The following is a 13,251-nucleotide window of genomic DNA, read 5'->3' as shown; positions in this document are numbered from 1 at the left end:
TGTTCAGTACAGCTCGAGCGGCCATTTTGTTCCGTCTCGAAAGCTGCGTTCCGCGAAATTTCGTGTCCCTCTCAATCCTAGGCGAACCGTTGGCCGATTCTGCTGATCACCATTCGCCCGTGAAATCGAAGCAGGAATTTCATCGCTACCCGTTTTATTCGCCACGTTTTTGGCATGGAATGAGGCCATTGACGTGGTGGGGTCTGCTGCGGGCCGGGCACTTCCGAATCCATCCAAGCCGGATAGGCATGTTGATCGGGATCTCGCTTGCCACTCCCGCCAACACCGTAATGGCGATCATCCAGCGAGCCATTTTTCGCCGCCGGCTTCGTGAGGGCGAATTGCATGGACCGCCTGTCTTTATCATCGGCCATTGGCGCAGCGGAACGACGTTGCTGCATGAGTTACTTGTTCGTGATGAACGATTTAGTAGTCCGTCGACCTACCAATGCTTTGCCCCTCATCACTTCTTGATATCCCAATGGTTCTTTCGTCGCTTTGCGACTTGGTTGCTACCGGGCAAGCGGCCGATGGACAACATGGCGGCTGGCTGGGATCGCCCGCAAGAAGATGAATTTGCATTAATGAATCTGGGCCTGCCATCGCCCTATCGTCGGATCGCGTTCCCCAACGAGGGACCGGTCGATATGGACTATTTTGACTTCCAGAACGTTCCTGAGAATGACGTGAAGGTATGGTTGAAGGCGCTTCGCCAGTTCTTGGTTGCCGTTGGTGTTTCGACGGGACGCCCTTTGATCATCAAGAGCCCGACTCACACGGGACGCATCGCCGCGCTAGCCCAAGAGTTTCCGGATGCGAAGTTCATCCATATCACGCGTGACCCCAGGGAACTTTTTCCTTCCACAGTTCGTTTGTGGAAAGGCCTTAACGATGGACAATCGTTGCAGGTTCCTAATAACGAGGGGCTGCAGCAGTATGTCATCGATTGTTTGGCACAGATGTACCGTGCTTTTCATCGTGATCGGGATAAAATTCCGGCGAATCGTTTGATTGATATTCGATACGAAGATCTAACCTCTGACCCCGTTGCCACGCTTGAACGTGTCTACCACGATCTGCACCTGACCGATTTTGATTCGGTTCGTCCGATCATTCAGGAATGGGTCGAGAACGAACACCGGGGCTATCAAACCAATTCACACGATCTTGATACGAACGATAAAGAGTCCATCGAAACTGCTTGGCGAGATTACTTTGAAAGATATGGTTATGGTTCCTAAAGCCAATTCCGACGTGCGTTTGCGAGTGCCGGCATTCATGTTCACAAGCATGTTGTCGATCGTAGTCCTGCTCGTGTTTTCTGGATGCCGCAAATCAACTCCGACGGTTGAAGTGGCCTCTGAATCGCCAGAAGATGCTGCGACCGCGGTTGTGACGACGACGAAGGCATACGAGGTCAGTGCTGACCAATTGTTGGCCTCGCGATTACCTCGCGACCGAGCTTCGGAAGGTTGGATTCGGCTGTTTGATGGCTATACCATGTTTGGATGGGAGATCATCGGAAAGGCGAACTGGGAAGTTAAAGACGAGACGATAGTGGTCAGTGGTGGGGAATCATCACTTCTGTGCACGTCGATGCCTTGGCAGGATTTTGAACTGCAATTGCAGTATCAATCGGCCGCTGATGCCGATAGTGGTGTCTTGGTGCGGACTCCTATTGATCCTAATAATCCGTCTGAAGATTGTTACGAGATCAACTTGGCCGATGGTGATAGCGACTACCCAACCGGCAGTCTCAACGGACGTCAAAAATCGGATCTAAGTGGCGGGGAACTATCCGATGGTTGGCGAACACTATCCATTCGCGCTGATCAGGCGACGGTCACCGTCACGATCGACGATGTCGAAGTTTGCCGTTACGAGGACCCGTCGCCACTTCCCGGTGGACGAATCGGTTTGCAGTACCTTACCGGCGAAACCAAGTTTCGAGATATCCAACTGCGTCCGTTAGGACTGGAAAGCTTGCTGGACGAAAGTCTTTCGCAGTGGACCACGTATCCTGACATGCCCGGCAGCTTTAGCATGACCGATGATGGTGAAATGCATGTCGAAGGGGGGCGAACCCAGCTTGAGACCAAAGAATCGTATGATGATTTTGTGTTGCTGGCCGAGTACAGGTTGGCCGAGCCAGAGATGAACTCCGGCATCTTTTTCCGCTGCATCCCGGGCGATGAAATGATGGGCTACGAGTGTCAACTTAGTAACCAAATCAAAGACGCAAACCCACTGACACCAGCCGATCACGGAACCGGTGGATTCTTCAAACGCCAAGAAGCACGAATCGTTGCCGGAAATCCTGAAGGTTATTCCAGCGTCGTGTTGTTGGCGAAGGGGCCGATGATGGCGGCATGGGTCGAGGGCATCCAAGTCAGCAATTGGTTTGACGATCGCAAGCCCGATGAGAACCCTCGTCGAGGCCTGCGTACCAAAGCGGGCACGATCATGATTCAAGGTCATGATCCGACCACGGATGCCTGGATTAGGCAACTGAAAGTTGCAAACTTAAAGTAGTGCCAGGATTATTGCTCTGAGCCGCAGTCGAAATACTTGCGGTCTACGCCGTGGGCACGTCTTCGTCGATATCAACATCAAGTTCAGGATCATCGACCCAGTCCGAATCGGATTCGAGATCGCCCAGGCGATACGCGGCATCGTAGTCCATTTCGAAATTGCCCTCCCCTGCCCTCTCGGCTAGTTGCATTGCGATTCTCGAAGCGGACTCAGGCGTGTCATCGGGCCCCGAGATGTATACCGGTTTGCCATCACGACCGAACTCGAATTCCGTCATGCATTCACTCGCATCAACGCCGTTCCAAATCGGTAAAAACTTGGCGTATTGAGGATGAGGTTCAAAGCCAAATTGTTGGGCGAACTCGATTGCACCTTCGACTAACTTGCGAGCCGCCGGTGGGCTCGTCACACGCATGTCTTCGGTGCGTTTGATGCGATCGATCAACTCGTTGGCCTCCGTCGGAAAGCAAACGATCGCGTCGGCATGCTTCACACCCAAGCACAATCCATCAATCAGCAAGCGAACGCACGCGAGTTGTCCATCGGCCATTCTGCGGGAGATAAAAACCGTTCCGAAACGATCTTGTTCGTTGAAAAGGTTCTCGCTCGCAAAGCAACGGTCGATGGGCTGTTCCGCCGCCGCTTTGATCTTCCCAGCGAGCGATTGCAGTGAGTTCTTCTGCCGAGCGACTTCTTTCTTTCGAGCGAGTTCCTTCGAGCGTTTCTTGGCTAGTTTCTTTTGACGCTTTTGCTCATTTGCTGACATGCAAGGGTACTTTCGTTGCCGTATTTTTTAGATGCCTTTGACGTTTGCGGTCTTAGCAAACTCACGCAAAGGCTTGGGGAGTGGGAAGTGGACGGATTCTTCGCGGATCTGCTTTATCTCGACCGTTGCATCAAATCGTTCCATCAACCAATCAATCGTTGCTTGAACTACTGATTCTGGCGCGCTGGCACCGGCGGTGATTAATACCGTCTCGTCGCCACGGAAGCTATCGGGGGAAAGATTCTGGGGACCATCAATCAGATAAGACACTTGCCCCGTTTCAGCAGCGAGTTCCTTCAGGCGTTGTGAGTTGCTGCTGTTCTGGCTACCCAGGACAAGTACGATCTCGGCGTCTTGACTCAATAGTCGAACGGCTTCTTGTCGATTTTGGGTGGCGTAGCAGATGTCTTCTTTGGGTGGACTTTCGATGTTCGGAAAACGTGATTTAAGTTTTGCGATGATTCGATTGGCGTCGTCCACGCTAAGAGTCGTCTGGGTCAGGTAGGCCAACTTGGTCTCGTCATCAATCTTTAGCTTCTCAACGTCCTCTTCTTCCTCGACAAGCAAGATCGCATGGGGAGCTTCACCCATCGTGCCGATCACTTCGTCGTGGCCTTCGTGACCGATCAAAATGATCGTATAGTCCGCCTTTGCGTACTTGATTGCTTCCAGGTGAACCTTCGTGACCAAAGGGCATGTTGCGTCGAGTGCCGTAAGCTTTCTTGCTGCGGCTTCCGCTCGTGTTGCTGGCGAGACACCATGGGCCGAGAACAACAGCACGCTGCCCTCGGGCACCTCCTGGATCGAATCCACGAAAACAGCACCCTTTTCACGAAAGGCGTTGACGACGTATTGGTTGTGGACGATCTCGTGATACACGTAGACAGGGGCCCCAAATTTTTGCAGGGTAAGGTCCAACGAATCGATCGCCATATTGACGCCAGCGCAGAAACCTCGGGGGGCTGCCAAGATGATTTTCATGGTTCGTTGACTTCGTCGCTTCGTAAACGACGCAAAATAGGGTGAAAATGAAGTGCAAGTCTGATGATAACCGCTCAGACTACTTATCGTCTAACCGTATCCTTCCCAAGCTTTTTCTCTCTGTTGCGTGCTTTTACCGTTCATGTCGGCTTCCGCTCGATTTATCGCTGAGAAACCCGAGTTGGTTCGACAGTTGACCCAAGAATTGGCCACCCTCCGGCAAGCCCAAACGCTGACCAAGCAGCTCGCTAAAGGGAACTACGAGAACTTTCTGGTGGGCAGCGTGCTGCTGCCCAAACGACTTCGTCAGCCGTTTTTTGATGTCTACGCATTTTGTCGGATTGCCGATGATTTGGCGGATGAGTCCGAATCGCCCACTGCCGCAAGTGAGTCGCTAATTCGCTTTCGTGAGCAGTTGCATGCCGCGTTTGCTCATTCACCGACCTCGAATGTTTTCTTGGCGTTGGATGCGACGATTCGCCGATTCAAATTGCCACAACAGCCATTTGACGACCTGTTGGATGCATTTGAACAAGATCAGCACAAGGTGCGTTACGCAAACTTTGCTGAGCTTAACGAGTACTGCCTTCGTTCGGCTGCCCCGGTGGGTCGCATCGTTTTGAAGTTGGCCGAATGTTCCAAGCCGAAGACTCGCAAGTTGTCGGACCACATTTGTGTCGCGTTGCAGTTGGCAAACTTTTGGCAGGATGTTGCCCGCGATTACGCGATGGGTCGGATCTACTTGCCACAGGACCATTGGGATTCGTATGGTGTTTGCGAAGCAATGTTTTGCAAGTCCAGCACGGAAGAACCGCTGAGGCGACTTATCGCTAGTGAATGCGATCGGGCACAAGCTTTGTTCGAAATGGGACTTCCGCTTGCCGATCACGTTCCTAAATGGCTGGCCCCGGACATTAAGCTTTTCGCTCATGGCGGAATCCAAACGCTCGCTGCCATTCGACGAATTGATTATGACGTTTTGGCTCGGCGACCGACGGTTGGGAAATGGACTCAGTTGGGTTTGCTGTCCAAAGCGTTTCTGCGGCGACTTTGATTGTGGCGCTTGCTTAGTAATTGCAGATTGGCCGATCTGCTATCCTGATGATATGAAGCAATCGGTCACCCTTTCGCAGAGCTATCGTCACGTTCGTCGCATCTCGCGACGCAGCGGCAGTAGCTTCTATCGTTCGTTTTGGCTTCTTCCAAGCGAAAAGCGTTCGGCAATGTGCGCGCTCTATGCGTTCGCACGTATCACCGATGACCTCGGCGATTGTGACGAACCCCCGGCACTGCGGACGCGCTGGCTCGATTGGTGGCGACGAACGACGGCGCTGAACTTGATCGGGGATCCCAACGACGGGCGAGTATTGCTAGCGGATGAATTGGTGCCTCCGTATCGCGAATCCAGAAACGGAATGGGGAAGAATAAATGTCACCTGCCCGTTGACTTGCATCGTTGCGCAAGAGAAATCTTGCCCGCGTTGAGCGACACGTCGCGCCGCTACAACATTCCATCTCGCTACATGCTTGAGATCATCGATGGCGTTTTAGCCGATCAGCAGAAAACGCGTTTTGATACCTACGAACAAGTCGAACATTATTGCTACCTTGTCGCGTCAGCGGTCGGACTAGCGTGCTTACACATTTGGGAATTTGACGAGCCACTTCCTGAAGCCGCTGCCATCGATTGTGGCTTGGCTTTCCAATGGACCAATATCTTGCGAGACATCTCCGAAGATGCTGGGCGAGGCCGTATTTATTTGCCGCGTCAGCATTATGAGATGCATGAATTGAGCGAAGACGATTTGCTTTCGCCGCGGCCTGATGATCGGTTGTGCTGCCTGATCGCTGAAGAGGCTGAGCGTGCGAAAAAGCTGTTCGATTCAGGTTGGAATATATGGGATTCACTGCACGCTGATGGAAAACCCATGTTCAGCATGATGTGGCGAACCTACCGAAAGTTGTTGCAGCGAATTGCCGATGATCCGGGGTCGGTCCTCGTACGCCGGGTGCGGTTGACTACCAGCGAGAAGCTCGGTCTGGTGTCTCGTCACTTCGTGCCACCGATCTTTCGTCGCTTGCCGGTACCTCCGATTGAGGTGAGCCAGTCGAGCGGCGATGCGAATGGATTTCCGCAGGCGTGATGTCGAACTCACCGCATGAACGTCGTCGTCACCTTGTCATCATTGGTGGGGGACTCGCGGGGCTCGCCGCAGCCGAAGCGTCAGCTCGATGGCAACGTTCTCGAGTTCGACAGGACTTGCATTGGCAAATCACACTGCTGGAAGCAAGGCGTCAAGCAGGCGGGCGGGCTGGTTCGTTCTTCGATTCCGCATCGGGCGAGTCCGTGGACTATTGCCAGCACGCTGCCATGGGGTGTTGTCGGGAACTCTTGGCTCTGATGCAACGTTCGGAATTGCTTGATCAGTGGATTCGGTATCCAGAGCTTTCCTTTCACCATCCGGATTTTCCGCCTAGTCGTTTTGCTGCCTCACGCTGGTTGCCGGCACCCTTGCACTTGTCCGGAACCATTGGGCGATTGAACTACTTGTCTGGCAACCAAAAACGCGAAGTGCAAAAGGCGATGTGGCGATTGATCCGAACATCGACGGCATCTTTGGGCGATGTAACGGCGCTACAATGGTTATCCGAGATCGGTCAAAGTCCAGCCACGATTGCGAACTTTTGGGACGTGATCCTGGTGAGTGCTTTAGGTGAACAGACAAAACTTGTTTCGATGGCAGCGGCTCGAAAGGTGATCGTGGATGGATTTGCGATGTCAAAGGGAGCAAGTGACGTGTTCGTCCCGAAGGTTCCCTTGTCTCAACTGATCGGGAATGAGCTTGCCGATGCAGTTGGTAAGTTAGGAGTGACGATTCGCTGTGGCGAAACAGCGGGAGAAGTTCGCCAATTATCGCATAGCCAGTCTTCGAATTATCAGCCCGGATCGACATCAAACGCTGTCTCAGAAATCAAACTCGGGTCTGGAGAAGTTATTCAAGCCGATGCAGTGATATCGGCTGTTCCATGGTATCGAGTAGCTTCATTGTTGGCGCACGTGTCTGTCCGTCATGCGGTAGGCGATCTTGAGGCAATTGATCGAATGCAAGGTTCATCCATCACCGGCATTCATTGCTGGTTTGATCGACCATGGATGAAGCAGCCTCACGCGGTAATGGTTGGCACGCTAACTCAATGGATTTTTCGTGACCCACTTCAAAACGACATTAGGGAATCTACCAACGAGCCAGCGAAGGGCGCTTCAAGTTCGAAAGAGTATTATTGCCAAGTTGTGATCAGTGCTTCGCATGATGTCAGAGGATTGCCGAAACAAGAACTAATGAACCAAGTGTTGGCCGAGATTCATCACGAATTTCCTTCTTCACGAAACGCATCACTGGTTCGTTACCGAGTGGTCACTGATCCGAGATCTGTATTTTCGGTGCGTCCAGGAATCTCATCGTCACGCCCTTCGGCGACCACTGCCCTGCCCTGGCTTTGGCTGGCGGGAGACTGGACGGACACGGGATGGCCGGCAACGATGGAAGGGGCCGTCATCAGTGGACGCAGCGCCGCCAAAGGGTGGATGGATTCGCTGGCGATAAGTTCAACTTCTGACAAGTTGGCCGAATCAGAAGAGCCACACCTTGAACTGCAAATGCGTGACCAATCGCCGTTTACCCCCGAAGTGGCGACTAAGCCTGGGGTTCTCGCCCGTTGCCTGATCAAGAAATAGGCAAGCCAGTGGGGGTGATGTCACAGAGCCACCTCGATAAGTTATCGCACTCCTATTCAGGCCACTATTCAGGCCTCGGCGTAGCGGTGATTGCCAAGGGTCTAACATAGCCAACAGAGTCTTTAGCCGAGGAATCAAGCGGTCAACGTTTGAGTCTATCAGTACTTCATCGTGGTGAATTTGGTATCGGAGTTTGAACCGCGTGGATTTCAGTTTGCCTTTGTCGCTACGAGAACGCGTGCGTTGGACGGTTCCGCCTGACAATGCGATGGAGGGAAAATCCGATGCACGGCGAGAGGACCCGGCGGTGTCTGGGACGTTTGTGCTGTACTGGATGCACAATGCCCTTCGGGCTCACGAAAATCCGGCGCTGGACGTTGCGATTTGCTGGGCCCGGCAAAACAATCTGCCTCTGTTTGTCTATCACGCATTGTCAGAAGACTATCCGTTCGCGTCCGATCGGTTTCATAGTTTTCTTCTGCAAGGCCAACGTGACGTTCAACGCGAGTTGGCTGATCGCGGGATCACTGCCTACTTTCACCTAGAGCACGGTCAACAACGAGGACCGCATCTGCGAGACTTGACTCGCCAAGCAAAGGTGCTGGTCACCGAAGAGATGCCGGTTCACCCCGTTGCCGGATGGATCGAACGGCTTGCTTGCCGAACGGAGACGCCGATTGCAATGGTAGACGCCTCATGTATCGTTCCGATGCCGTTGGTAGATCGTTCCTATGATTGTCCAGTCGCGTACCAAGAAGCAACGTCGGATTTGCTTGCCGATCGGATCGCGGCGCCTTACTCAGAACAAGTTGTTGGTTGTGAAATTTACCGAGGTTCGTTGCCGTTTGAGCCACTTGATTTGCAGGACGCCTGTCTCGCCAGCCTGATTCGCAAGTGCCGTGTTGATCATTCCATCGCTCCGGTAATTGATACACCCGGCGGGACTCGCGCCGGCTACACTCGCTGGAATCGGTTCAAAGCAAGCAACTTGTCGGAGTACGCCGAGCAACGAAAGGATGCGAGTTCGATTGACGGCGTAAGCCGGATGAGCGCGTATCTTCACTTCGGTATGGTGAGCCCGTTTCGAATTGCTCGCGAGGCACACGACGCGGGAGCTCACCAATTCATTGATCGCTTGATTATCTGGCGCGAGATGTCGTTTCACTTCTGCAACCACCGACTTGAAGATATCGAGACGATGGATGCGCTGCCGCAATGGGCTCGTGAATCTTTGCGATCGCATGCAACGGATCCTCGATATCATCACTTGAGTTGGGAAACGTTGTCCCGAGCACGTTCATCTTATGAGTATTGGGATACTTGCCAGCGTAGCCTGATTCGTCACGGCGAATTGCACCCTCGGTTGCGTACGGACTGGGCGAAAGCAATTCTTGCGATGGTGGCTACGCCGGGTGCTGCGATTCGGATGGCAATGGATTTGAATCACCGGTACGCACTCGACGGACGCGATCCTTGCGGTTATGCGGGAGTGTTAGCTTGCTTTGGACAATTTGACCGTCCAACCGAACATGAACGACCGATCTTTGGAGCCATCCGAAATGATAGCTCGCACGAAATAACAGAAGACCCTAGCTGGGACAGCGTGCAAACGGTTGTTGCGCGACCCAATACGGTTTCTGACACCCGAGTTGCGGTCATCGGTGCTGGGATCGGCGGTCTGATGGCGGCGCGGACCTTGATGGACCACGGTATCGATGTGACTGTTTTCGAGAAGTCGCGTGGCGTCGGCGGCCGGACCGCGACACGGCGGGTGCAAGATGTCGAAGGACTCACTTTCGACCATGGCGCACAGTACTTTACAGCCAAGGATCGACGTTTTTGCCGGTATGTCCACAGTTGGATCCATGATGGCGTGGTTCAACCCTGGCTTGGTCGCATCGTCGAGCTGAAAGTCGGTGGTGAGATCGTTAGCGAGAAACACTCGACGTCGCGTTACGTCGGAGTGCCGACCATGAGTTCGATTGCACGACATCTAGCCGACGAGCTTCCCATTCACTTTGAGACGCGGATCGTGAAGATGGAACGCACAGCGGATGACGATTGGCTATTGCGGGATGCCAATGGTGACACCCAAGGACCGTTTGACAAAGTGATCTGCAATTGTCCTCCGCTGCAGACTTTGGAACTCATTGACGGTCACTCGGCCATGGCATCCACCGTCAAAGAAGTTCGAATGAACCCGACTTGGTCGATGATGTTCTATGCCGATGGCCTGCAAAACATTGACTTCGATGCCGCGTTTATCAACGAAGGGCCGTTGTCATGGATTGCAAAGAATAACTCGAAACCGCGTCGTATGCCCGAGCAAGGACAGTCGTGGGTCGTGCACGCGTCGAATGACTGGACGGCGTCAAATTTAGAACTTACTCGCGACGAAGCCCAAACGCAGTTGCTCGCTGCGTTCGCCGAAGCGACAGGACATTCGCCCGAAAACATCCGCTACATCACGGCCCACCGTTGGCTTTATGCAATCCCCGAGAATCCAATCACTGAAGATTGTTTGTGGGATTCGGCCGCTGGAATCGCTGCCTGTGGCGATTGGTGCGGCGGGCCTCGCATCGAGGGAGCGTTTCTTTCGGGGATGGCGGCTGCAGGAGTCGTTTTGCGGGACCTGACGATCGATCGCAAGCCGACTTACGAACTCGCACTGCGATAGCTCAGTAGTGCCTTCTTAAAGACCCAGCGACTCGCGATGACGCTCAATACCGTCGCGACTAGCCCCCACGCCGCCAGCAACCAGTCTTCATTCGTCCGAGGATCAATCGGCTTGGCAATCAGCCGAGCAGGAACGTTCACGACCACCAAGACGGGGACGACAAACGTAAAGAATCCGTAAAGAGCTGAGCCCCATCCGTGGTTGTACATTTCCATCGGATAGCGGCTGAAGTTGGTGATGTAAAACCAAAAGTTATAGAGCGTTTGATTGCGGCCAAGCCAAATGCTTGTTGCGCTTAAGCAGATCATCAGGCTATACATGATCGCAACGCCACACAAAACAAAGACGACATACAGGACAAGCGACCCCAACGACGGAACCATGGGATCCACTTCTCGCGTGGCCAACCGATAGAGCGAGACGGCCGCGATCAATCCACCAGCAAAGAAGTTTGCCAATGCCGACCAATCAATCCTTCGAAACGAAATTAAGAATTGCGTATCGATCGGTTTGAGCAACGCGAAGTCTAGCCCGCCAGTGCGGATCAACTCGCTGAACTCTTCCGCATTGGGCATGAAGAACGCTTGCACGAGCGAGTTGATGAACCACGTTGTTGCGATGAACAAGAAAAACTTTTCGCGGTCCCAGCCGCTGTCTTGTCCGATCGAGTTGGTGTACTGAAACAAGATCAGATAGAAGCCTACGTTCATCGCTGTCCAACCGAGACTGCTGATGCACTGCAGCACGAAGTTGGTCCGGAACGTCATGTCCCGGATCAATGAATTGCGAGCGAACGTGGCAAACACTTTTGTGTACGAAGGTTGCATGATCTTTACCCGCCGTAACCGCTGTATCGTTTTACGCCACGCGAATAGGCGAAGCGGCAAATGATGATGAAGAATGCCAGCCATGCTGCCTCGATGGCCATTTCCATGGGAAGATCTTCTTCCGGGATCTTTCCCAAGAACACGGCGGCTGGAAAGTAAGCCAAGTACTTCAGTGGCAGAAAGTTCACGACCGCTTCGATGTTGTCGGGCAGCAACGATAGCGGAAACATGTGCCCCGACAAAAAGAAGCTGAACAACATGTAGACAAACAGGAGCGAAGAAACCTCTAAGAACCAAAAGCCGATCATGCCGATGGCAGCTTCTAAGAAGAACCCAATTAGGAAGCCCATGATCAGCGACCCAATGAACGCGACAATGATATGGGGCTCGGGCCAACCGTGTTCGAAGTAATCCCGACACAGATAGAACACCAGTGCGAACGGTGCGACGGCGACCACGTAGTAGGCAATCTTGTGAGCCACGCGGCTCAGTAGCAGCAGGCCGATCAGGTCAATCGGTTGAATCAGGTAACGCTTGATTTCGCCTTCGCGAATTTCACGAGCAATTCCCGATGCGAGTCCTGGCATGCTTGAGAACGCACGCGCGATCATCGTTAGCAAGTAGTAGGCAACGATCTCGCGAAATCCGAATCCGTTTTCGGCACCGCCAATCTTGGTCGCGTTTTCTCCCTCAGCGTCGCCGATCGAATCGAAAACCGCGTACCACAAGAATATTTGAGTAATGATCGGTAGGAAACGCATCAGCGTTCCCAGGGCGAAATCGCCTCGATACACCAAGCGTTCGCCGAGCGCTGTTTTGAGAATCATTCCCCAGACACGCAGCCTTTGCCGGATGCCCGTTTGCAAGGCGATCGTTGGCGGGCACGTGTCGGTGGGCGAGGCGACGGGCTGACTCACGAGGACTGGACCAATATCGAACAAACGTTGCAGGGACGAAACACTGCACCATTCATATCGTCAATCCTTGGTTTTGACGAGCCAAGGTGGTTGTCCCACTTGAATCCAGAGAACCTAAGCCGTCGCGAAAAGGCTTCCCGGGCGACGAGGGGTAGCTGGAGTCGGGCGGATGCCGTCGACAAAACCGGTTTCGGCGCCCTCGCGTTCAATCGAGGCGATCGTACTGGCGAATTCTTGTTTGGATTTTCCGCTGCACGCGGCCGTTAGTCGGCGTACTTCGTCTGCGTCCGTGATCTCGGAAAGTGGTTCAATCCCACTGGCCGTATGTGCGATCACCAAAATTTTTCCGCCAACTCGAAGCATCGATACTCGAGTTCTTGGGTCGATCGAAGTGCTGCCCAAACTGTAGAGCACGTCCTTGGGAATGATCTGGCTTCCCATACTCTTGGCCCCGTACTTGCGAGTGATCCAAACCATCGCGGCGAAAAGACCGAGTACGACTGCCAATGAGGACGTGACCGTCACCATCGGTGCAGCAAAGTCCGCGTCCGGCACGGCTGATGAGTCCCCAGACTCGTCCGTGTCGTCGACGGCCATCGAGTTCAGTGTCGGGAAGTTAGAAGCGCGTGTGCTGGGGTCGGTCTCGTAAGAGGCCTGAACGAGTGTGTTCGAGTTTGTTTGGCCTTCGGATATGCTGACCACCGCTCGGCGACCGTAGACCGAAGGATTTACTTCAGGTTGGTCTTGCCCATTGCTGGTTACGGCAACGCATGAGGCAAAGATGAACAAGGTGAAGCATCGTGGGGAGAGCATCG

At 53.4% G+C, this 13,251-nt stretch carries 11 protein-coding genes; 6 read left to right on the top strand and 5 right to left on the bottom strand.

Features of this window, described 5'->3' with window-relative positions; all coding sequences use genetic code 11:
* The first annotated feature begins 62 nt into the window (after positions 1-62).
* Together Pla22_RS03445 and Pla22_RS03440 are read left to right on the top strand one after the other, a co-directional pair.
* Entirely contained in the window at positions 63-1,241 is a 1,179-nt protein-coding gene (locus tag Pla22_RS03445; RefSeq protein ID WP_242631770.1) for a sulfotransferase family protein, read from the top strand.
* On the top strand, positions 1,225-2,532 hold the full coding sequence (locus Pla22_RS03440; RefSeq protein WP_242632011.1) for a 3-keto-disaccharide hydrolase: 1,308 nt from the start codon (positions 1,225-1,227) through the stop codon (positions 2,530-2,532). Before Pla22_RS03445 ends, Pla22_RS03440 begins: the two co-directional genes overlap by 17 nt.
* Positions 2,533-2,575: 43 nt before the next feature.
* On the opposite strand, the gene Pla22_RS03435 is transcribed toward Pla22_RS03440, so the two are convergent.
* Both Pla22_RS03435 and ispH read right to left on the bottom strand, forming a co-directional pair.
* Positions 2,576-3,298 (bottom strand): hypothetical protein, encoded by a 723-nt coding sequence (locus Pla22_RS03435; RefSeq protein WP_146513365.1) that lies wholly within the window; start codon positions 3,296-3,298, stop codon positions 2,576-2,578.
* A gap of 27 nt (positions 3,299-3,325) precedes the next feature.
* Positions 3,326-4,279, bottom strand: coding sequence for a 4-hydroxy-3-methylbut-2-enyl diphosphate reductase (gene ispH / locus Pla22_RS03430; protein ID WP_146513364.1), 954 nt, complete (start codon positions 4,277-4,279; stop codon positions 3,326-3,328).
* A gap of 142 nt (positions 4,280-4,421) precedes the next feature.
* Between ispH and hpnC the strand changes: the two genes are divergently transcribed.
* The 4 genes from hpnC to Pla22_RS03410 all read left to right on the top strand — a co-directional run bounded on the left by hpnC (position 4,422) and on the right by Pla22_RS03410 (position 10,692).
* Positions 4,422-5,333: a squalene synthase HpnC gene (gene hpnC / locus Pla22_RS03425; RefSeq protein WP_146513363.1), complete on the top strand. Its 912-nt coding sequence runs from the start codon at positions 4,422-4,424 to the stop codon at positions 5,331-5,333.
* A 52-nt stretch (positions 5,334-5,385) separates the two neighbouring features.
* Positions 5,386-6,423: a phytoene/squalene synthase family protein gene (locus tag Pla22_RS03420; RefSeq protein WP_146513362.1), complete on the top strand. Its 1,038-nt coding sequence runs from the start codon at positions 5,386-5,388 to the stop codon at positions 6,421-6,423.
* Positions 6,423-8,015 (top strand): hydroxysqualene dehydroxylase HpnE, encoded by a 1,593-nt coding sequence (gene hpnE / locus Pla22_RS03415; protein WP_242632010.1) that lies wholly within the window; start codon positions 6,423-6,425, stop codon positions 8,013-8,015. Before Pla22_RS03420 ends, hpnE begins: the two co-directional genes overlap by 1 nt.
* A 214-nt stretch (positions 8,016-8,229) precedes the next feature.
* Positions 8,230-10,692: an FAD-dependent oxidoreductase gene (locus Pla22_RS03410; RefSeq protein ID WP_242631769.1), complete on the top strand. Its 2,463-nt coding sequence runs from the start codon at positions 8,230-8,232 to the stop codon at positions 10,690-10,692.
* Here Pla22_RS03410 and Pla22_RS03405 read toward each other — a convergent pair.
* From Pla22_RS03405 to Pla22_RS03395, 3 genes are all read right to left on the bottom strand, one after another.
* Positions 10,671-11,519, bottom strand: a complete 849-nt coding sequence (locus Pla22_RS03405; RefSeq protein WP_146513360.1) for an ABC transporter permease — start codon at positions 11,517-11,519, stop codon at positions 10,671-10,673. The two genes, Pla22_RS03410 and Pla22_RS03405, sit on opposite strands and share 22 nt — an antisense overlap.
* Positions 11,520-11,524: 5 nt before the next feature.
* Positions 11,525-12,346, bottom strand: a complete 822-nt coding sequence (locus Pla22_RS03400) for an ABC transporter permease (protein WP_146515198.1) — start codon at positions 12,344-12,346, stop codon at positions 11,525-11,527.
* A 204-nt stretch (positions 12,347-12,550) separates the two neighbouring features.
* Positions 12,551-13,249 (bottom strand): FliO/MopB family protein, encoded by a 699-nt coding sequence (locus Pla22_RS03395; protein ID WP_146513359.1) that lies wholly within the window; start codon positions 13,247-13,249, stop codon positions 12,551-12,553.
* Positions 13,250-13,251: the final 2 nt, after the last annotated feature.

This window comes from Rubripirellula amarantea (assembly GCF_007859865.1).
In the GTDB taxonomy this organism is placed as follows: Bacteria; Planctomycetota; Planctomycetia; order Pirellulales; family Pirellulaceae; genus Rubripirellula; species Rubripirellula amarantea.
Note: the sequence above shows the minus strand (reverse complement) of the source record. Positions and strands in the feature narration are given on the sequence as shown.